Annotated in this window: 21 protein-coding genes; 8 read left to right on the top strand and 13 right to left on the bottom strand. The window is 71.6% G+C overall.

The window, feature by feature from the left end:
- Window positions 1–89 precede the first annotated feature (89 nt).
- The 3 genes from AB0C22_RS19535 to AB0C22_RS19525 form a co-directional block, all read right to left on the bottom strand.
- Window positions 90–1,505 carry a PhoH family protein gene (locus AB0C22_RS19535; RefSeq protein WP_219467112.1) on the bottom strand — a complete coding sequence of 472 codons (1,416 nt, stop codon included), beginning with the start codon at window positions 1,503–1,505 and terminating at the stop codon, window positions 90–92.
- Between the two features lie 369 nt (window positions 1,506–1,874).
- Window positions 1,875–2,279: a hypothetical protein gene (locus AB0C22_RS19530; RefSeq protein ID WP_219467110.1), complete on the bottom strand. Its 405-nt coding sequence runs from the start codon at window positions 2,277–2,279 to the stop codon at window positions 1,875–1,877.
- 31 nt (window positions 2,280–2,310) lie between these two features.
- Entirely contained in the window at window positions 2,311–2,655 is a 345-nt protein-coding gene (locus AB0C22_RS19525; protein WP_208568578.1) for a hypothetical protein, read from the bottom strand.
- A 265-nt stretch (window positions 2,656–2,920) separates the two neighbouring features.
- Between AB0C22_RS19525 and AB0C22_RS19520 the strand changes: the two genes are divergently transcribed.
- The 3 genes from AB0C22_RS19520 (at window position 2,921) to otsB (ending at window position 4,791) form a co-directional block, all read left to right on the top strand.
- Entirely contained in the window at window positions 2,921–3,361 is a 441-nt protein-coding gene (locus AB0C22_RS19520) for an XRE family transcriptional regulator (RefSeq protein WP_208568579.1), read from the top strand.
- A 162-nt stretch (window positions 3,362–3,523) separates the two neighbouring features.
- Window positions 3,524–3,877, top strand: a complete 354-nt coding sequence (locus AB0C22_RS19515; protein ID WP_219467108.1) for a hypothetical protein — start codon at window positions 3,524–3,526, stop codon at window positions 3,875–3,877.
- An 89-nt stretch (window positions 3,878–3,966) separates the two neighbouring features.
- Window positions 3,967–4,791, top strand: coding sequence for a trehalose-phosphatase (gene otsB / locus AB0C22_RS19510; RefSeq protein WP_208568581.1), 825 nt, complete (start codon window positions 3,967–3,969; stop codon window positions 4,789–4,791).
- A 62-nt stretch (window positions 4,792–4,853) separates the two neighbouring features.
- Here the strand turns inward: otsB and AB0C22_RS19505 are convergent, their stop codons facing one another.
- The 3 genes from AB0C22_RS19505 to AB0C22_RS19495 all read right to left on the bottom strand — a co-directional run bounded on the left by AB0C22_RS19505 (window position 4,854) and on the right by AB0C22_RS19495 (window position 8,518).
- Window positions 4,854–5,624: an isoprenyl transferase gene (locus AB0C22_RS19505; RefSeq protein WP_208568582.1), complete on the bottom strand. Its 771-nt coding sequence runs from the start codon at window positions 5,622–5,624 to the stop codon at window positions 4,854–4,856.
- Between the two features lie 113 nt (window positions 5,625–5,737).
- Complete coding sequence (locus AB0C22_RS19500) at window positions 5,738–6,598, bottom strand: hypothetical protein (protein ID WP_357536240.1); 861 nt, start codon at window positions 6,596–6,598, stop codon at window positions 5,738–5,740.
- 78 nt (window positions 6,599–6,676) lie between these two features.
- Window positions 6,677–8,518 carry a phosphoenolpyruvate carboxykinase (GTP) gene (locus AB0C22_RS19495; protein ID WP_219467102.1) on the bottom strand — a complete coding sequence of 614 codons (1,842 nt, stop codon included), beginning with the start codon at window positions 8,516–8,518 and terminating at the stop codon, window positions 6,677–6,679.
- 369 nt (window positions 8,519–8,887) lie between these two features.
- Between AB0C22_RS19495 and AB0C22_RS19490 the strand changes: the two genes are divergently transcribed.
- Together AB0C22_RS19490 and AB0C22_RS19485 are read left to right on the top strand one after the other, a co-directional pair.
- Window positions 8,888–9,427, top strand: coding sequence for a GtrA family protein (locus AB0C22_RS19490; protein ID WP_208568665.1), 540 nt, complete (start codon window positions 8,888–8,890; stop codon window positions 9,425–9,427).
- Window positions 9,428–9,489: 62 nt separating this feature from the next.
- Window positions 9,490–10,251, top strand: a complete 762-nt coding sequence (locus AB0C22_RS19485; protein ID WP_219470669.1) for a GtrA family protein — start codon at window positions 9,490–9,492, stop codon at window positions 10,249–10,251.
- A 72-nt stretch (window positions 10,252–10,323) separates the two neighbouring features.
- On the opposite strand, the gene AB0C22_RS19480 is transcribed toward AB0C22_RS19485, so the two are convergent.
- Both AB0C22_RS19480 and AB0C22_RS19475 read right to left on the bottom strand, forming a co-directional pair.
- Window positions 10,324–10,896, bottom strand: a complete 573-nt coding sequence (locus AB0C22_RS19480; protein ID WP_208568586.1) for a PH domain-containing protein — start codon at window positions 10,894–10,896, stop codon at window positions 10,324–10,326.
- Between the two features lie 116 nt (window positions 10,897–11,012).
- Complete coding sequence (locus AB0C22_RS19475) at window positions 11,013–11,888, bottom strand: biotin--[acetyl-CoA-carboxylase] ligase (RefSeq protein ID WP_357536237.1); 876 nt, start codon at window positions 11,886–11,888, stop codon at window positions 11,013–11,015.
- Between the two features lie 111 nt (window positions 11,889–11,999).
- Between AB0C22_RS19475 and AB0C22_RS19470 the strand changes: the two genes are divergently transcribed.
- Window positions 12,000–13,580, top strand: a complete 1,581-nt coding sequence (locus tag AB0C22_RS19470) for an acyl-CoA carboxylase subunit beta (protein WP_357536235.1) — start codon at window positions 12,000–12,002, stop codon at window positions 13,578–13,580.
- A gap of 150 nt (window positions 13,581–13,730) precedes the next feature.
- On the opposite strand, the gene AB0C22_RS19465 is transcribed toward AB0C22_RS19470, so the two are convergent.
- From AB0C22_RS19465 to AB0C22_RS19450, 4 genes are all read right to left on the bottom strand, one after another.
- Window positions 13,731–14,645 carry a hypothetical protein gene (locus AB0C22_RS19465; RefSeq protein ID WP_219467092.1) on the bottom strand — a complete coding sequence of 305 codons (915 nt, stop codon included), beginning with the start codon at window positions 14,643–14,645 and terminating at the stop codon, window positions 13,731–13,733.
- Window positions 14,645–15,136, bottom strand: a complete 492-nt coding sequence (locus AB0C22_RS19460; RefSeq protein WP_208568590.1) for a SigE family RNA polymerase sigma factor — start codon at window positions 15,134–15,136, stop codon at window positions 14,645–14,647. The genes AB0C22_RS19465 and AB0C22_RS19460 overlap by 1 nt, the downstream gene beginning before the upstream one ends.
- A gap of 70 nt (window positions 15,137–15,206) precedes the next feature.
- Window positions 15,207–16,199 carry a 2-dehydropantoate 2-reductase N-terminal domain-containing protein gene (locus tag AB0C22_RS19455; RefSeq protein ID WP_219467089.1) on the bottom strand — a complete coding sequence of 331 codons (993 nt, stop codon included), beginning with the start codon at window positions 16,197–16,199 and terminating at the stop codon, window positions 15,207–15,209.
- Window positions 16,200–16,338: 139 nt separating this feature from the next.
- Window positions 16,339–17,082, bottom strand: a complete 744-nt coding sequence (locus AB0C22_RS19450; protein WP_219467086.1) for a M50 family metallopeptidase — start codon at window positions 17,080–17,082, stop codon at window positions 16,339–16,341.
- Between the two features lie 101 nt (window positions 17,083–17,183).
- Here AB0C22_RS19450 and AB0C22_RS19445 point away from each other — a divergent pair, with 101 nt between their 5' ends.
- Both AB0C22_RS19445 and AB0C22_RS19440 read left to right on the top strand, forming a co-directional pair.
- Window positions 17,184–17,729, top strand: a complete 546-nt coding sequence (locus AB0C22_RS19445; protein WP_308291017.1) for a Uma2 family endonuclease — start codon at window positions 17,184–17,186, stop codon at window positions 17,727–17,729.
- A 163-nt stretch (window positions 17,730–17,892) separates the two neighbouring features.
- Window positions 17,893–18,645 (top strand): GH25 family lysozyme, encoded by a 753-nt coding sequence (locus tag AB0C22_RS19440; RefSeq protein WP_219467083.1) that lies wholly within the window; start codon window positions 17,893–17,895, stop codon window positions 18,643–18,645.
- Window positions 18,646–18,744: 99 nt separating this feature from the next.
- Here the strand turns inward: AB0C22_RS19440 and AB0C22_RS19435 are convergent, their stop codons facing one another.
- Window positions 18,745–18,978, bottom strand: a complete 234-nt coding sequence (locus AB0C22_RS19435) for a hypothetical protein (RefSeq protein ID WP_219467080.1) — start codon at window positions 18,976–18,978, stop codon at window positions 18,745–18,747.
- Between the last annotated feature and the right edge of the window lie 70 nt (window positions 18,979–19,048).

Here is a 19,048-nt window from a genome sequence, read left to right as displayed (position 1 = left end):
GAGGCTGATGGGAAACCCGGCGCGCGAATTGTGACCTGTGCCACAAAGTGAATGCGGACGATGGGGGGCGACCCCACCCCTCGCAGGACTCAGCCCGGGATGTCCTCCAACAGATCGGTCACCATCGCCGCGATCGGGGAACGCTCGGACCGGTTCAGCGTGACGTGCGCGAAGAGCGGATGTCCCTTCAGCGCCTCGATCACCGCCGTCACCCCGTCGTGCCGGCCCACCCGCAGGTTGTCCCGCTGGGCGACGTCGTGGGTCAGCACCACCCGCGAGCCCTGCCCGATCCGGGACAGCACGGTGAGCAGCACCCCCCGCTCCAGCGACTGCGCCTCGTCGACGATGACGAAGGCGTCGTGCAGGCTCCGGCCCCGGATGTGGGTCAGCGGGAGGACCTCCAGAATGCCCCGGGAGGTGACCTCCTCCAGCACGTTCTCGTGCACCACCGCGCCGAGGGTGTCGAAGACGGCCTGCGCCCAGGGCGACATCTTCTCCGACTCCGAGCCCGGCAGGTAGCCCAACTCCTGACCGCCGACGGCATAGAGCGGGCGGAAGACCACCACCTTCTTGTGCCGGCGGCGTTCCATCACCGCCTCCAGCCCGGCGCAGAGCGCCAACGCCGACTTGCCGGTGCCGGCCCGACCGCCCAGCGACACGATCCCGATCGACTCGTCCAGCAGCAGGTCCAGCGCGATCCGCTGCTCGGCCGACCGCCCGTGCACCCCGAACGCCTCCCGGTCGCCCCGGACCAGCCGGACCGTCTTGTCGGGCAGCACCCGACCCAGGGCCGACCCCCGGGTGGAGTGCAGCACCAGGCCGGTGTGGCAGGACAGCCCGGCGGCGGCGTCCAGGTCGAGGCAGTCCCCGGCGTAGAGCCGGCCGATCTCGTCCTCACCCAGCTCCAGCTCGGCCATCCCCGTCCAGGTCGGATCGCTGGCCTGGCCGTGCCGGTACTCGTCGGCCCGCAGGCCCACCGCGGCGGCCTTGACCCGCAACGGCATGTCCTTGCTGACCAGGGTCACCTCCCGCCCCTCGGCGGCCAGGTTCAGCGCCACCGACAGGATGCGGGCGTCGTTGGACTCGTTGCGGAAGCCCGGGGGGAGGACGCCGCCGTCCGAGTGGTTCAGCTCCACCGTGAGCGTGCCGCCGGACTCGTTGGCGGGCACCGGGCGGTCCAGCCGACCGTGCCGGACCCGCAGCTCGTCGAGCATCCGCAGGGACTGGCGGGCGAACCAACCCAGCTCCGGGTGGTGCCGCTTGCCCTCCAGCTCCGAGATCACCACGAGGGGCAGGACCACCTCGTGCTCGGCGAAGCGGTGGAAGGCCGCCGGGTCGGACAGGAGCACCGACGTGTCCAGGACGAACACCTGGCCGCTTGGTCCGGGCTCCTCGGGGCCGGGCGGAGCAGCGGCCGTCGTACGGCGGCTCCGGGTGGATCGGCGGGTCGTGGCAGTCGCGGCCGGGATCTGGTCGACACCGGCGGGCGTACGGCGAGTCGTCACAGGCCTGCTCCGACGGACGGGCATCCGCCATCCGCGTTCCGCCTCCTCCGGTGCCCGGGGACACGGGGTCGGATGCGGAACCCCGTGCGCGAGGTCGCAGATCCGGGCGGCCGGCTGACCCGGGAAAACCCCGGGTCATGCCTAGACGCTAGCGGCGTCGGGCCGCCTCGGCTAGAGGCAGACGAGGATCCGCCCCCGGTGCGGTGGCCGACGGCGGACCGGCCGGGATGCCAGCCCCCTGCGCGCATCCCGGCCGGTGGAACCGCGTCACCCGTCCGACGCGGTCGACATCGTCGACGACGCCGTGGAGGGTGACGAGCCAACTGCTGGGCCGCGTCCGCCGTGACCGACGAAGGTGGCCCCTGCGGTTCAGCCGGTCCGGCGAACCAGCGTGCCGGTCGGGTGCCGACCGGTGACCGGCCCCGGACGGGCAGCGACCGGCCCCGGCGGGGCGGCCATCGGGGCAGGACGGACGGCGACCGGGCCCGGCGGGGCGGTGAACGAGGAGCCGGCGTAGGTGGTGCCCTGGCGGACCGCCGGGGCGGACGGTCCCGCAGCCGCAGCCGTCCCAGCTGGGACGGCGAGCGCCGAGGCGAGCACCGCCTGGGCGTCACGCCGACGCCGGTTCCAGGCGCCCCGGTCCCCGTCGAAGTAGCCCTGCCGATAGCCGAAGCGGTAGCCGATCCGATAGCTCAGCTGGCCGTGCAACCGACCGGCGGCGTAACTGGTCGCACCCAGCACGAGGACGAGGAACACGGCGAGAAGCGGGCTCATCGGGCGGCTCCGGTGGGCCGCGTCGGCCGGATCACCGGTCCTCCGGCTCGGCCGGGCTCGGATCGACGACCAGCAACCGTTCCAGGTCCTCGGTGCTGACCTCCTCGACCAGCTCCACGCTGATCCGGCAGCCGTCCAGGACGACCTCGGCCATTGAGGACCGTCGGATCTCGCCCCCGGCGTCGTAGACCCGGACGCTCATCTCCGGGCAGCCCAGATGGGTCCGCCAGGCGTTCCACTCGTCCCGGTCGCCGACGCTCAGGGACAGGTAGCGGCAACCGCGGGCCAGGTAGAGCCGCCAGGGTGCGCTGAGTCCTGCGGCGACCCCCTCCGCGATCAGGCCGAACGCCTGGGCGCGGGTCGTGAGTTCGGTCACCGCGCCCCCCTGGCACCGGACGCGTGACGCATGTGAGCAGTGATCGTCTCAAGCACGTGACAAACCGTAGAATGTCCCATGAGCGTGACAGTATCAGCTTTTTGCCCGGTTCCCCCCGACCCGCAACGCAGCTATTATGCCCAGGTAAACACCCATGAAGCGAGGAATCGGCAGGCGTCGGGCCGCACGATGAGTGCGTCTCACATGCGTGACAAAGATCCGCCCCGGGCACCCCGGACGGGCGTTACGGCCGTACCGTCACGGGGTGACCGAGACCGCCCCCGCCCGGAAGATCGCATTCGCCACCTTCGTTCGCCGGGCGCTCGACGACGCCCGGGCCATGCGGGCCTGGACCGGCACCGAGGTCTCCCGCCGCACCGGCGTCTCCCGCCAGACGATCAACCGGTGGGTCCGCGGCGACTGGGCCAGCGACCCGGAGGCCGAACGGGTGGTGGCGTTCTGTGAGGGGCTCGGCCTCAACCCCGCCGCCGCCTTCACCGCCCTCGGCTGGGACCGGGCCGCCGCTCCCCGGGGTGCGGCGAACACCCCTCCGATGGACCCGGACGTCGAGGCGTTGCTGCGCCGGCTGGTCGATCCCGCCGTGTCGGACGCGGAGAAGTTCCACATCCGGGAAACCATTCGTTATCTCGCATACCGCCCTACGCTCCCCCTCGATGTCCGAAATGGAGGCGAGCAGGCCGGGTAGTTCCTCAGATGGCGAAAGAACGCCTGAGCAGACCCGACCGTTTCGCTCCGGGGCCGCAACGGGCACGCTAGCGTCCGTATCCGTACTGCTTGGGCTCGTCGTCGGCGGGGGGACGGGACAAGGCCGAACTCAGCCCTGCGGGACAGAAGGAGGGGTCTGTCCATGACCCTGAAATGGTGGGCAGTCGTGGTCGCGGCAGTCTCCCTGACCGCGTGCGTGACCGCGAACCTGGTGGTCGGCCTGGGCCCCGGCGGGCAGATTCCGCTGGTCGTCAACCTCTTCGCCCTCACCGCCGCCGGCACCGCCGTCGTCCTGGCGGTGGTCGCCGAACTGCACGACCGACTCGACGACCGGGTCAGCGCGCTCACCGACTTCATGGTGGCGCGGCTCAACGAGATCGAGGCCCGCACCGGCGACCGGAACACCGGTTTCGTCGAGGGTTACCTGCTCAACCAGGGCCGGCAGGCCACAGTGGTGCCGTTGGGACGACGCGGCCGGGGAGCCGCCGAGCGCTGAGGCGCACCACGATCAGCCCATCCCGCCGGTGTCAAGAAGCCACTCCGAAGCCACGAATCAGCCACCACCCCCGGGGTACGCTGTCGCGCGTGCCGTCGTTGAATCTGGGTAACCAGCAGCCACCGATTCCGCTGGATGCTGAGCACGCCTGGCGTACCACCGCCGAGCGGGCCGCCGACACCGTCCTCTTCTTCGACTTCGACGGCACCCTCGCGCCGGTCGACGACGATCCCACCGCGGTACGCCCCGCCCCCAAGGTGCTCGCCGCGTTGGAGGCGCTGGCCCCGGTGGTGCAGCGGGTGGCGATCGTCTCCGCCCGCCCCGTCGACTTCCTTCGCGACCACCTCGGTGGCCTCAGCGGGATCGACCTCTACGGCCTCTACGGCCTGGAGCACAGCCACTCCGGCGGCGAGACGGTCACCGAACCCGCCGCGCTGCCCTGGGTGCCCACCATGGCCGAACTGGCCGACCTGGCCCGCGCCGAACTGCCCGCCGGAGCGCTGGTGGAGTTCAAGCGGCTGAGCGTCGCGCTGCACTGGCGTACCGCCCAGCAGCTCGGCCCGACGGTCGAGCAGTGGGGCCGGGCCCAGGCCGAACGGCTCGGGCTGCGGGTGCAGGCGGGCCGGATGGTGCTGGAGCTCAAGCCCCCCGTCGACCGGGACAAGGGGCTGGTCATCGGCGAGGTGGTCCGGGACGCCGGTGGCGCCTGGTACTTCGGCGACGACGTCTCCGACATCAAGGCGTTCGCGGCACTGCGCGCCCGGTCCGCCGCCGACCCCGGTTTCCTCGGCGTCTGCGTGGCGGTGGCCAATCCGGAGACCGGCCGTGAGGTCGCCGAGGCCGCCGACCTCACCATCGACTCGCCCGCCGCGCTGGGCGACTTCCTCACCCGGGCCGTACACCACCTGACCTGACCGCAGCCGCGCGGGCGTTCTCCGGGGGTGCCATGGACGGCCCGCCCGGTCGCGTCGGTGGGTCAGGTGCCGTAGCGGCGTTGCCGGGTGCCGTAGGAGCGCAGGGCGCGGAGGAAGTCGACCCGCCGGAAGTCCGGCCAGTTCAGCTCGCAGAAGTAGAACTCCGAGTGCGCCGACTGCCAGAGCATGAAGCCCGACAGGCGCTGCTCGCCGCTGGTCCGGATGATCAGATCCGGGTCGGGCAGGCCCCGGGTGTAGAGGTGCTCCGAGATGTGGTCCACGTCCAACGAGTTGGCCAGTTCCTCGATGGTGCCGCCCTTGGCGGCGTGCTCCACCAGCAGCGAACGGACCGCGTCGGCGATCTCGCGCCGGCCGCCGTACCCGACGGCGATGTTGACCTGGGCGCCGCCGCTGCGCTCCCGGGTGCGTTCCTCGGCGGCCTTGAGCGCCTGGGCGTGCTGGGTCGGCAGCACGTCGAGCGCGCCGACCATCCGCAGCCGCCAGGGGTTGCCCTCCTCGGCCAGCTCGGTGGTCAGATCCTCGATGATCTGGAGCAGCGGGTCGAGTTCCTCCGCCGGCCTGGACAGGTTGTCGGTGGAGAGCAACCAGAGGGTGACGTGACCCACCCCGGCCGCGTCACACCAGCGCAGCAACTCCTTGATCCGCTCGGCACCCATCCGGTGCCCGTCGTTCGGATCGACGAGGCCCATCTCCCGCGCCCACCGACGATTGCCGTCGCACATCACGCCCACGTGCCGGGGCACCGGCCGACCTGCGAGCCTGGCCGTCAACCGGCGCTCGTAGACGGAGTAGATAAGGTTCCGCAGAGTCATCACCCTGCAGCGTAGCGACCCGCACCGAATATCAGTGCCTCGGTGGGCGCACTACGGGCGTGATCAAGAGAAATACGCCATCCCACCGCCTGCCGCTGACCGAAACCTCTTGATCACCCGGGCGGGCCCTCGGGGGCGGGGGTGGCGCGGTGGAGGGAATAGAGGGTGAGGGAGGCCGCCGCCAGGAGGGGGGCGCCGTCGCGGACCAGGCCGTCCAGGCCGAGGAGCCACCAGCACAGGGGGACGTTGACCGCGAGGACGCCCAGGGTGACCGTCACCAGCAGGCGGCGGGCCCAGGGTCGGCCACGCATCAGGAACGCCGTACAGAACAGCACCAGATAGCTGACCACGATGCCGCCACCGAACCAGAGCAGCACCACCGGTACGGCGGCGAGCCGGCCGTCCAGCACCGCGCCGCCGGCCACCAGGGCGGGCACCAGCATCAGCGGACTGTAGGTGAAGGCGGCCACCCGGGCGGTGAGCAGCCAACCGGTGACCTGGGGGCGTTTCGGGGCGACCTCCCGCCAGGCGATCGTCCCGTCCTCGACCACCAGGCCCCGGCGGTGGCGCACCAGATGCCCGGTGACCGCGTCGCAGCGGTAGAGCAGCACGACCACGGCGACGCAGAGCGCGGTGAGCACGGCGAAGCCGAGCAGGCCGGGCAGCGGCGGCACGCCCTGCCGGGGCACCACCAGCCGGCCGACCGCGAAGACGGTGGTCACGGCGAGGATCAGCCCGAACGGCTTCGCCCCGGCCCGTCCCCGGGTCACCTGCCCGATCAGCACCAGGAAACCCAACGAGCGCAGCATCGCCCAGCCGGTGCGTACCGCGAGGCCGAACTCCTGCTCCGGGGCGTACCACCAGTTGAGCAGCTCGACCACGACGGTGGCGGCGGCGGTCGACGCCAGCAGGACGGTCAACACCCGGACGGCGGACGGCCGCCGGACCTGCGGGGTCACGGCGGCCGTCCTCATGGTTGGTGATGTTGCCCGCAACGGGCCTCCGGCACACCTGTCACCGCTGCGCCGCGACGGAGGCTGCCCGGTGTCTGGTTACCGCGGCTGCTCCGCGTCGAGCCGGGCGCGCAGCGCGTCCAGCTCCGACCACAGGACGGCGGGCAGCTTGTCACCGAACTTCTCGAACCACTCGGTGACCAGCGGCAACTCGTTGCGCCACTCCTCGGGGTCGACCTTCAGGGCGATCCGGACGTCCTCAGGGGTCATGTCGAGCCCCTCGACGTCCAGCGCGTCGGCGGTCGGCACCATGCCGATCGGGGTCTCCACCGCGGCGGCGGTGCCCTCGAGCCGCTCGACGACCCACTTCAGCACGCGCGAGTTCTCGCCGAAGCCGGGCCAGAGGAAGTTGCCCTCGGCGTCCTTGCGGAACCAGTTCACGTAGTAGATCTTCGGCAGCTTGGCGGCGTCCCCGTCGACGCCCTTGCCCATCTCGATCCAGTGGTTGAAGTAGTCACCGGCGTGGTAGCCGATGAACGGCAGCATCGCCATCGGGTCGCGGCGCACCACGCCGACCGCGCCGGACGCGGCGGCGGTGGTCTCCGAGGAGAGCGTCGCCCCCAGGTAGACCCCGTGCACCCAGTCGCGGGCCTCGGTGACCAGCGGGATGGTGTCCCGGCGACGCCCGCCGAACAGGATCGCGTCGATCGGTACCCCGTTGGGGTCGAAGTAGTCGTCGGCCAGGATCGGGCACTGGGTGATCGGGGTGCAGAACCGGCTGTTCGCGTGGGAGGAGAGCTGCTCGCTCTCCGGCGTCCAGTCGTTGCCCTTCCAGTCGGTCAGGTGGGCCGGCGGCTCACCCATGCCCTCCCACCAGATGTCACCGTCGTCGGTGAGGGCGACGTTGGTGAACACGGAGTTGCCCCGGTCCAGCGTGCGCATGGCGTTGGCGTTGGTCTTCCAGTCGGTGCCCGGGGCGACGCCGAACAGGCCGTACTCCGGGTTGACCGCGTAGAGGCGACCGTCGGGGCCGAACCGCATCCAGGCGATGTCGTCGCCGATGGTCTCGACCTTCCAACCGGGGATGGTCGGCTCCAGCATGGCCAGGTTGGTCTTGCCGCAGGCGGACGGGAACGCGCCCGCCACGTGGTAGACCTTCCCCTCCGGGGAGGTGATCTTGAGGATCAGCATGTGCTCGGCGAGCCAGCCCTCGTCCCGCCCCATCACGCTGGCGATCCGCAGCGAGTAGCACTTCTTGCCCAGCAGCGAGTTGCCGCCGTAGCCGGAGCCGTAGGACCAGATCTCCCGGCTCTCCGGGAAGTGCGAGATGTACTTCGTCTCGTTGCACGGCCAGGCCACGTCGGACTGGCCGGGGGCGAGCGGGGCGCCGATGGAGTGCAGCGCGTGCACGAAGTCGGCGTCGTCGCCCATCGCCTCCAGCACGGCGGCACCCATCCGGGTCATGATCCGCATCGAGGCGACCACGTACGGGCTGTCGGTGATCTCGACGCCGAACATCGGGTTCTCGGCCTCGACCGGGCCCATGCAGAACGGGATGACGTACATCGTCCGGCCGCGCATCGCACCCCGGTACAACTCGGTCATCGTCCGCTTCATCTCGGCCGGCGCCATCCAGTTGTTGGTGGGGCCGGCGTCCGCTTCGTCCACCGAGCAGATGAAGGTGCGCTCCTCGACCCGGGCGACGTCCGTGGGGTCGGTGCGGGCGTAGAAGGAGTTCGGCTTCTTTTCCGGGTTGAGCCGGATCAGGGTCCCGCTGTCGACGAGTTCGTCGGTGAGACGCCGCCACTCCTCGTCGGTTCCGTCCACCCAGACCACCCGGTCCGGGGTCGTCAGTTCCGCGATCTCCCGGACCCAGGCGAGCAGCTTGGGGTGGGTCGTGGGGGCCTGATCGATCCCCCGCACAGTAGCCGGAGCAACCATGACTCATCTCCTTGTGGTCGACGCTGACCGATTTATGGGATGCACGAGTCTCGGCGGACGCGGGCCGCGTCGCCTTCGTGGAAACCTGGGATTGGCCTCAGCGTAAACCGGGCGGACCCGCGAGTCAGTGGGACTGGTTGTGAACAACTGCACAAGGTGCCGCCCGGCTGCGGTAACACGAGCTGATACCCGCTTTCACGCGCAGTTTCACGCAAATCCTCAGGCGAACTGCCGGTGACCGCGAGAACGGACGGCCGGCGACGGAGAAACCGGGCGTCCGGGCGGATCGGCGCGCGGCGCGCGACAGGTCGCCGGTGGTGCCCCGTCCGATCAGCCGGCAACCGGTACGCTCGCGAGGTGGCCGCGACGATGACCGGGGACCAACCGGGGACCCCACAGACCCGCCCGGGTCTGGTCCGTTCGCTGCTGGACCGGTTCGGTCACCTCATCCGCGAGTTGAGCAAGTTCGCCACCGTGGGCGGGGTGGCCTTCCTGGTCGACTTCGCGCTGTTCAACTTCCTCACGCTGGCCCGCGGGATGGAGCCGGTGACCGCCCGGGTCATCTCCACGGTGATCGCGGCGACTGTCGCGTTCGTCGGCAACCGGTTCTGGACCTGGCGGCACCGGGTCCGCTCCAACCCGGCCCGCGAGTACGCGCTGTTCTTCTTCTTCAACGCGGTCGGCCTGGGCATCGCGGTGGCCTGCCTGGCGGGCAGCCGCTACGGCCTGGGCAGCATCTGGCCCGACGTCTTCCGCACCCCGTTGGCCGACAACATCGCCAGCTACGTGGTCGGCACCGCGCTCGGCACGCTGTTCCGGTTCTGGTCGTACCGACGGTTCGTCTTCGTCGAAGCGGGAACTCCCCCGCTTCCGGAGGCGACCACCGACGACCCGTCGCCCGGGTCGTGAGCGGTCGCCCTCCCCGTCCAGCCGGAGCCTCCGGCATCGTCCACTGCCCTAAGGTGTTGCGCATGCGTCTTGTCCGTCTGCTGCCCGAGCGCTGGCAGAAGTTCATCCGCGAGGCGCTCAAATTCGGCATCGTCGGGGGCGTCAACACCGTCATCAATTACGCGGTGTTCAATGCCCTGGCACTCACGGTCTTTGTCGACGGTCAACTGAAGGCGACGGTCATCGCCACCATCGTGGCGACTATCACGTCGTATCTGATGAATCGTCACTGGACGTACCGGGATCGTCCCAAATCAGCACTTAAGCGCGAATACGCCCTTTTCTTTCTGTTCAACGGCGCCGGCCTGATCATCGAACTGGGCGTGCTCGCCGCCGCCAAGTACGGCCTGGGGTTCAACAGCCTGCTCGCGCTCAACGTGGCGAAGACCGGCGGCGTACTGCTCGCCACCCTGTTCCGGTTCTGGTCCTACCGGACCTTCGTCTTCCAGCCGGTCCCCCGGCACGCCGAGGAGAGCTGGCACGCCATCAAGCGGGACGAGTGGGACACCATGGCCGAACTGGACCCGGTGGCCGAACTGGCCGAATCGGTCAGCGAGCTGGAGGAGGCCCAGGCCCAGCCGGAACCACGACCCGGCCCGACCACCGGCCCCACGCTCCGACCCGCCGCCGAACCGCCGCGCACCCCCGCGCCGGCCACCGAAACGGTGTTCACACAGGCCCGGGGCGGAAGCAGCGGCGTCGGCCGGACGGCGGCCGGCGGTGACCTGAACGCGAAACTGCCCACCGAGCTGCACGCCGGCACCAACCGCGCGCCACGCGCCTGACCGACCCGGTCCCGCGATCCGACCGGTACGGCCCCGGGAACGCCCCGGGGCCGTCGCGCACCCCCGCCCGGGTCAGCCGGTGGTGTCGCGCAGCGGCTTGCCCTCCCGCATGTCGGCCAGGATGTCGCGCATCTCCCCGTCGCCAAGCGTGTGCTTGTCGTGCTGCGCCTCCACCAGCTCGTAGAGGGTGGTCTGCACCCGGTCGACCCGGGGCACGTCGACGAGCACCGACTGCCCCCGCTCGCCGGCCGACTCGATGGTGAGCGTGCCGCACCCCAGCAGCCGTTCGGTGAACCGCTGGGTCATCGAGTGGTCGTTGATCCGGGCCAGCGGCAGGTCCCGCCGGTGCCGGGAGAAGACCCCCTCCTGGAGCAGCACCCGCTCGTTGGTGAACAGGTAGTGCGTGCTGCGCCAGACCAGGAACGGCCACAACCCCAGCCAGAGCACCGCGATCAGGAACAGACCGGCGACCACGGCGAGCACCAGCGCGCCACCGTCGCCGTCGGGCAGCAGGAGCCAGCCCGCCACCACCGCCGCGACACCGATGACCAGCACCAGGACCGGCCGCAGCAGCGCCTTCCAGTGCGGGTGCAGGTGCAGGACGACGTGCTCGTCCTCGGTGAGCACGTCTTCGGGGAACGCCACGGGAACCTCCTAGCCGACAACCGGACGCGCTGACCGTAACCGGTCGACACGACCCGCCGGATCAGCCGGGCGGCCCGCCGTGCACCCCACGCACGAACCGACCGCAGACGGCCCGGTCAGCGCAGGTGCAGCACGTCCCCGGCGGCCAGCCGCCGCTGACCGGCAGCGGTGTCGACCAGCAGGTGCCCGTCGGGATCCACCCCGGTGGCGAGCCCGGTCAACGCGGAACCGTCGGGCAGCAGCACCCGCACCTGCCGGCCCACCGTGGCGCAGGAGACCAGGTACGCCTCCCGCAGGCCGCACGCGTCGGCGTCACCGCCGGCCACCCGCCACCTGTCGTACCAGTCGGCGAGGCCGCGCAGCAGGGCCCGTAGCAGCGGATCACGGTCGGTCGCGGTGGCCCCGGCCAGTTGCAGCGAGGTGGCCGGCAGGCCGGTGGGGTTCTCCGGCAGTTCGTCGGCGCGCAGCGTCACGTTCAGGCCGATGCCGAGCACGATCGCGGGTGGCTCGGCCGACCCGGCCGCCGGCACCGCCTCGGCCAGGATGCCGGCGCACTTGGCCTCGCCGACCAGCAGGTCGTTGGGCCACTTCAACCCGGCGTCCAGCTCGGCCAGCCGGGACACCGCCTCGACCAGCGCGACACCGGCGAGCAGCGGCAGCCAGCCGTACCCGGTCGGGGGCGCGGGCGGCCAGTCGCGCTCGGTGACGGCCTCTCCGGGCCGCAGCAGGACGCTGGTCGCGAGGCCCGCCCGCGGCGGTGACTGCCAGACCCGACCGCGTCGGCCCCGGCCGGCGGTCTGCCGCTCGGCGACCACGACCAGGCCCTCCGGCTCGCCGGCCCGCGCGGCGTCGGCCACGTCGGCGTTGGTCGAGCCGGTCTCCGACCGCAGGTCCAGCCGCCGCCAGGGGCCCAGCGGCGCGGTCAACGCCCGGGACAGCCGCGCCGCCGACAGCGGCGGTCGATCCAGATCGGTGTACGGCGAACCCGGCATCCCGCCAGCCTACGGGCCGGGGCCGACGCCGCCGCCCGGCCAGCCTCCGCCGGAAGCTACTGAGGCGTACTGCACAGCGGCGTCGGCCTGAACCATCGTTATATTCCCAGGGTGACTACCGAGACCGGGACCAACATCCACAGCACCGCGGGCAAGCTGGCGGACCTGGAGCGACGGGTCGACGAGGCGGTCCACGCGGGCGCGCGCGGGGTGGAGAAGCAGCACGCGCGGGGCAAGAAGACCGCCCGGGAGCGGATCGAGCTGCTGCTCGACGAGGGCTCCTTCGTCGAGCTGGACGAGTTCGCCCGGCACCGGTCCACCAATTTCGGCCTGGACCGCACCCGCCCGTACGGCGACGGGGTGGTCACCGGTTACGGCACCGTGGACGGCCGGCAGGTCTGCATCTTCGCGCAGGACTTCACCGTCTTCGGCGGCTCCCTCGGCGAGGTCTTCGGCGAAAAGATCGTCAAGGTGATGGACCTGGCCATGAAGATCGGCTGCCCGGTGGTCGGGATCAACGACTCCGGTGGCGCGCGCATCCAGGAGGGCGTCGTCTCGCTCGGCCTCTACGGCGAGATCTTCTTCCGCAACGTACGGGCCAGCGGGGTCATCCCCCAGGTTTCGCTGATCATGGGTCCGTGCGCGGGTGGCGCCGTCTACTCCCCGGCGGTCACCGACTTCACCGTGATGGTCGACCAGACCTCGCACATGTTCATCACCGGCCCGGACGTCATCAAGACGGTCACCGGCGAGGACGTGGCGATGGAGGAGCTGGGTGGCGCGCGTACCCACAACACGCGCAGCGGCAACGCGCACTACCTGGCCACCGACGAGGACGACGCGATCGACTACGTCAAGGCGCTGCTGTCCTACCTGCCGTCGAACAACCTGGACGAACCGGTGGTCCTCGACGCGCCGGCCGACCTCGACGTCACCGACGCCGACCGGGAACTGGACACCCTGGTCCCCGACTCGGCCAACCAGCCGTACGACATGCACCAGGTCGTCGAGCACGTCCTCGACGACGGCGAGTTCCTAGAGGTGCAGCCGCTCTACGCGCAGAACATCGTGGTCGGCTACGGCCGGGTGGAGGGCCGCCCGGTGGGGGTGGTCGCCAACCAGCCGATGCACTTCGCCGGCACCCTCGACATCGCCGCCTCGGAGAAGGCGGCCCGGTTCGTGCGTACCTGCGACGCGTTCAACATCCCGGTGCTGACCTTCGTGGACGTTCCCGGGTTCCTGCCCGGCACCGGCCAGGAGTGGGACGGCATCATCCGCCGGGGCGCGAAGCTGCTCTACGCGTACGCCGAGGCGACCGTGCCGAAGGTCACCGTGATCACCCGCAAGGCGTACGGCGGGGCGTACGACGTGATGGGCTCCAAGCATCTCGGGGCGGACCTGAACTTCGCCTGGCCGACGGCGCAGATCGCGGTGATGGGTGCGCAGGGCGCGGTGAACATTCTCTACCGGCAGGAGCTGGCCGCCGCCGAGGACCCCGCCGCCGTCCGGGCCGAGCGGATCGCCGAGTACGAGGACACCCTGGCCAACCCGTACGTCGCCGCCGAGCGCGGGTACGTCGACGCGGTGATCCCGCCGCACGAGACCCGGACCCAGATCGTCCGGGCGCTGCGGGTGCTGCGGACCAAGCGGGAGACGTTGCCGCCGAAGAAGCACGGCAACATCCCGCTGTAGCCGACCCGGCCCCGGACGTGCCGACGGTGGACCGGGCAGCCGCCCTGGCGCGCACCGGGCAGCAGAGCAGGACCCCCGCCGGGGGCAAGCGAGCCGGTAAGGGCCGGCAGCCCGCAGGCCAGTCAGCAGGGCCGGGGGAACCCGGGCCGGTCAGCAGGGCGAGTCGGTGGCCGGGCAGAGGCGTTTCGCGGCTCTCCCGCCCAACGCGACGAGGGCGGCCTGGGTCAGCTCCGGACCGGTGCCGTCGACCCGGTCGGCGACCGTTTCCGGGGCGGGCGCGACCACGGTCACCAGGTCACCGACCCGGACCACCAGGGTCGCCTCGACGGCTGCCGGCCGGCCGGCCGGCTCCCCGTCGGCCTGCGCCCGGGGCTGCGACGTCACGTGCCGCAGCAGCACCGACTGGTCACCGGCGAAGTCTCTCGCCGCGGGCTCCCAGCGGTGCTCCTGCCCGGTGCGGGCCGGCTGCTGATCGGCGGTCAGCAGGGACGCGCCGAGGGTCCACGTCGCGCAGGCGTCGAGCAGCCGGTAGATCTCCCCGAACAGCCACCGGCCCCGGGGTGGGTCGATCCGGTAGACGTCCTGGCTCAGCACCTGGGCGACCGGGACGTCGGTGCGGGCTCCGGGACGCAGCAGGGTCTGTGAACGGGAGGCGCGGGACACCGGCAGTTGGGCGGCGACCGCACGTTCCCGCCCGCACGATTCGAGCAGCGGGTCGACCTGGACGGTCTCGGCCAGCCCCGTCCCGCCCAGCCGGGCCCCGGTCCGCACGGGCAGGTCGGCGGGGGTCAGCAGGGCGGCGAGGGGGATCTCCGTCCGGGCCGGGTAGACGACCGGTGCGGAGTCCGAGGCCGCCACCGGGGCGGTGGGTGACGGCAGCCCGGCGGACCGCCCGGTCACCAGCGCGGCGGAGCCGGCCAGCACCACGAGCACCGTCACCGCCGACAGCCCCGCCGTCCGACGGGCCCGGCGACGGGCGCGGGCCCGGATCTCCGCCGGCTCGGGCCAGTGAACCGTACGCAGGTCCCGGTGCAGCCGGTCGACGAAGGTCGGATCCTCAGCCATCAGACCTCCTCCAGGTCAGCAACGGTGAGCAGCCCGGCGAGCGCGGCACGCCCCCGGGAGAGCCGGGCCTTGACCGTGCCCACCGGGGCTGCGGTCTGCCGGGCCACCTCGGCGACGGGCATGCCGACCAGGTAGTACAGGGCGAGCGCGATGCGCTGTTCCTCGGGCAGTTGCCGCAGGGCGGCGACCACTTCCAGGGTGTCGGTGCCGGGGCCGGGCACGCTCTCGGTCGCCCCGTGCCGCAGGTAGGCGCGGGCCCGACTGCGCAGGCTGCGCCAACGGCTGACCGCGATCCTGGAGGCCACCACCCGTACCCAGGCTTCCGGGTCGTCGTACCCGCTCACCGTCGACCAGCGTTGCCAGGCCCGCACGTACGCCTCCTGCACGGCGTCCTGCGCCTCGGCCAGGTTGCCGGTGAGCGCGCAGACGAAGCCGAGCAGCCGGTGTCGGCTGCCCCGGTAGAACTCGTCGAACCCGTCGACGTCCGGCACCCTGGTACCTCCCCGTGGCGGTCGCAGGTGACACGCGCGCCGCACACCGGTGGGTTGCGTGGTCAGCCGATCATTCTGGTCGCTGCACCAGGTCGGTCAGTTCGGCCAGCGGGAAGGTGCCGGCGGGCAGTCGTTCCCGCGCCAGCCGGCGGACCGCGATCTGCACGGCGGTGTTGGCCGGCGTGGGCACCCCGTGCCGGCGGCCGAGCTGCACGATCTCACCGTTGAGGTGGTCGGCCTCGGTGGAACCCGCCGCCCGGGTCAGGCTCTGCCAGGTCGAGCTGCCGCTGCGGGGTTGCCCGTCGACCGGCCGGGTGCCGACCCGGTCACCCCGCTCGGTCCGTTCCTCGTCCTCGCTGGAGTGCGCGATGCCGGCGGCGGCGAGCACGGCGACGCCCTCGGCCCGGACCCGGTCGAGCAGCCAGCCGGGAAGGTCGCCACCGAGCAGGGCCTGCACCCCGTTGCCGAGGTTGTTCAACAGCTTGCCGTACTTCCACCGCATCACGTCGGGCCGCACCGGGGCGACGAAGCCGGCGGCGGTCAGGTCCGCCGACACCGCCACGTCGGTCTCGTCGGCACCGGCCGGATAGCGGCCCAGGTGCAACATCCCCGGGTACGGGTGACCACTGGCGATCACCCGTCCCGGGTCGAGATGGGTCGCCGGCAACCACACGCAGACCGGGTGGACATGGGCGAACAGGCGCAGCGCGGTCGGCTCGTTCGCCACCCCGTTCTGCGCGGTGAACAGTGGCAACCGTTGCCCGGCCGTGCCACCGCCGACGACCGGGGTGTCCGCCCAGGCGTCCAGGGCGGCCCAGGTGTGCTGCGACTTGACGGTCAGTACCAGGGCGGTGTCGGCCGGCAGCGGCTCCGGGCCCGGCCCGCCGGTGGCCGGCCCACGCCAGGTCAGCGACCGGTCGGGGGTACGCAGCGTGAGCCCCCGGCGGCGGATCGCGTCCAGGTGCGCGCCCCGAGCCACCAGTGTGACGTCGCGCCCGGCCTCTCCCAGCAGTACGCCGATGGTGCCGCCGACCGCGCCCGCTCCGATGATCACGTATCGCATCGGACCGATTCTGCCCGCATCCGGCCAGGTCGGCGACCCGGCGTCGCCCGCAGGTGCGCGCACCGCACGGACGCCCGACGGCTCGACGCGGGGTGCCGCTGGAGGTGCGGTCGCGGTGGAGCGGCCCGGGTGGACGGCCTCAGAGCGGAATGCCGGCCCTGGTGAGCAGCGGCCCGGCGAGCAGGACCGCGCCGACGGCGAGGGCGAACAGGTTGACCAGCCCGAAGACGACCACCCAGAGCAACGCCGGGAAGGGCGTCAGGTGGGCCAGCTGGTCGGCGTCGGACTCGGGCATCCGGCCCCGGCTGCGCAGCCGTTGCAGCTCGAAGACCGGCCGGACGCCGCCGATCAGCAGGAACCAGACCGAGGTCCAGGCGAACACGGCCTGCACCTGCGGGGTGGCGTACCAGGAGACGACGAGCACTACCCCGCCGGTGACCAGCAGGGAGAGCATCCCGAAGACGTTGCGGACCAGCAGCAGCATGGCGAGCAGCAGTGCCACCGCGACCCAGAGCAGCAGGGTGATCCGGTTGCCACCGAGCAGCCAGGCACCACCCAGGCCGACCAGCGACGGCGCGACGTACCCGGCGAGCAGGGTGAGGATCATGCCGGGGCCGGTGGGGCGGCCGGCGCTGAGGGTGAGGCCGGAGGTGTCCGAGTGCAGCCGGATGCCGTGCAGCCGCCGCCCGGTGAGCAGCGCCGCCAGGGCGTGACCCCCCTCGTGGGCGATGGTCACCGCGTTGCGGGCGACCCGCCAGGACGACCGGACCGCGACGACCGCCAGCGCGGCCAGGGCGGTGAGCACCACCAGCAGGGGCGGCGGGTCGGGTTGGGCGCTGAACAGCCGGTCCCAGAGGTCGCCCAGCCCGTCGATCGACACCATGGCCGGGGAGCCTACCCGGCCCGGTTCATGTCGCTCGACGCTCGTCGCCTCGTATCGTGTGAGACTGACCGGGCGGCGAGCGGAACGGGAGGTGAGGGCCGGTGAGCGCGGCTCCCCTGGAACACCACGTCGGCCTCTGGACCGAGGCCGACTACCTCGCCATGGGCGACACCCCGAACCGGATCGAACTGCTCGACGGGAGCCTGATCGTGAGCCCTGCTCCGAGCAAGCGGCACCAGCGGGTGTCCCGCTTGCTGGCCAACAGCGCCGAGGCTGCGGCGGGTCGGCTGCTGGTGTTCAAGGCGGTGAACGTGCGGCTCGGGGTGGACCGGATCATCATTCCCGACGTGGTGGTCGCCGACACCGACGACGAGGGCACGGTGGTCGAGGCCGGTGAGGTCGCGCTGGTCTGCGAGATCGTCTCCCCGGGCAACGCCGCCGCCGACCGTCTGGTCAAGATGCAGCTCTACGCGCTCGCCGGCATCCCGTGGTATTTGCTGGTCGAGCAGGACGGCGACGCCCACTCGTTGCGACTCCACCGGCTCGACGGCAGGCACTACGTGGAGGACCAGGTGGCGAAGGCCGGCGAGACGCTGACCCTGGCCGAGCCGTTCCGGTGGCAGCTCGACCCGGCCGCGCTGCGCTGAGCCGGCCCGCTGCCTGATACCGCCCCTGGCCTGCCCTGACCGCTTCGGATCACCGCAGATCGACTCGACCGTTGTCGATGAAAGTTTCCTTAGGACCTCTTGCGATCAAGGGCAGGAATCTCCAAAGATTGGCGTCAATCGATTGGCGTCCCTGGAGGAATCCATGACCCGTACCAGATTGTCGTTGCGCCGGCTGTTCGCCGCCGGTCTCACCGTCGCCGCCACCGCGGCCGCGGCCCTCGTCGTCACGGCCGCACCCGCGGCCGCCGCCACCACCGCCGGCGTCGACGTCTCCCACTACCAGGGCTCCATCAACTGGAGCAGCGCCCGCAACGCCGGAATCGAGTTCGCCTTCATCAAGGCCACCGAGGGTACGAGCTACAAGGACCCGGACTTCAACACCAACTACGTCAACGCCTACAACGCCGGGGTGATCCGGGGCGCGTACCACTTCGCCCGGCCGAACATCTCCTCCGGCGCCACCCAGGCCAACTACCTCGCCAGCAACGGCGGGGCCTGGTCGGCGGACAGCCGCACCCTGCCGGCCGCGCTCGACGTCGAGGCCAACCCGTACAGCGGCGGCACCTGCTACGGGCTGTCCACCACCGGGATGCGCAACTGGATCCAGGACTTCCTCAACACCTACCGCTCCCGCACCGGCCGGTACGCGGTCATCTACACCACCACGAGCTGGTGGAACCAGTGCACCGGCAGTTGGACGGCCCCGTGGGCCAACCACCCGCTCTGGGTGGCCCGCTGGGCGAGCGCGCCCGGCACCCTGCCGGCCGGCGCCTCGGTCTGGAGCTTCTGGCAGTACACCAGCACCGGCAGCGTCTCCGGGATCAGCGGCAACGTCGACCGCAACTACTGGAACGGCACCCGGTCCCGGCTGGTCGCGCTCGCGAACAACACCTGACCGCCCCCGCAGCCGGCTCGGCGGCAGCGGGACCGGTCATCACCGTAGGGTCGATGGCTGGTCCGGCTGCCGCCGTCGCGGTTCGTGGACCCCGTCGGGTCAGGCGCTCTTCCGGCTGGTCAACGGCATGGTCACGGCATCCGTGGCGGCGGGCGTCGCGGTCCGTCGGCTCAGCCGCCAGGCGGCGACCCCGGCGGCGGCGACCGTCACGACGGCGATCGACACGACCAGCGCGGCCACGCCGGCGCTCAACAGCAGCAGGACGACATCGCCGAGGGCGACGAGCATCCACAGTGCCAGTCTCGGCCGGGCATCCCTGCGTCGGTAACTCATCTCGCTACCTCCTTCCGTCGTCCCGGGTCAGATACCCCGGATGACGGAAAGTCATGCGAAACGATTTCAC

The organism is Micromonospora sp. NPDC048894 (assembly GCF_040649765.1).
GTDB classification, from domain to species: Bacteria; Actinomycetota; Actinomycetes; order Mycobacteriales; family Micromonosporaceae; genus Micromonospora; species Micromonospora antibiotica.
Note: the sequence above shows the minus strand (reverse complement) of the source record. Positions and strands in the feature narration are given on the sequence as shown.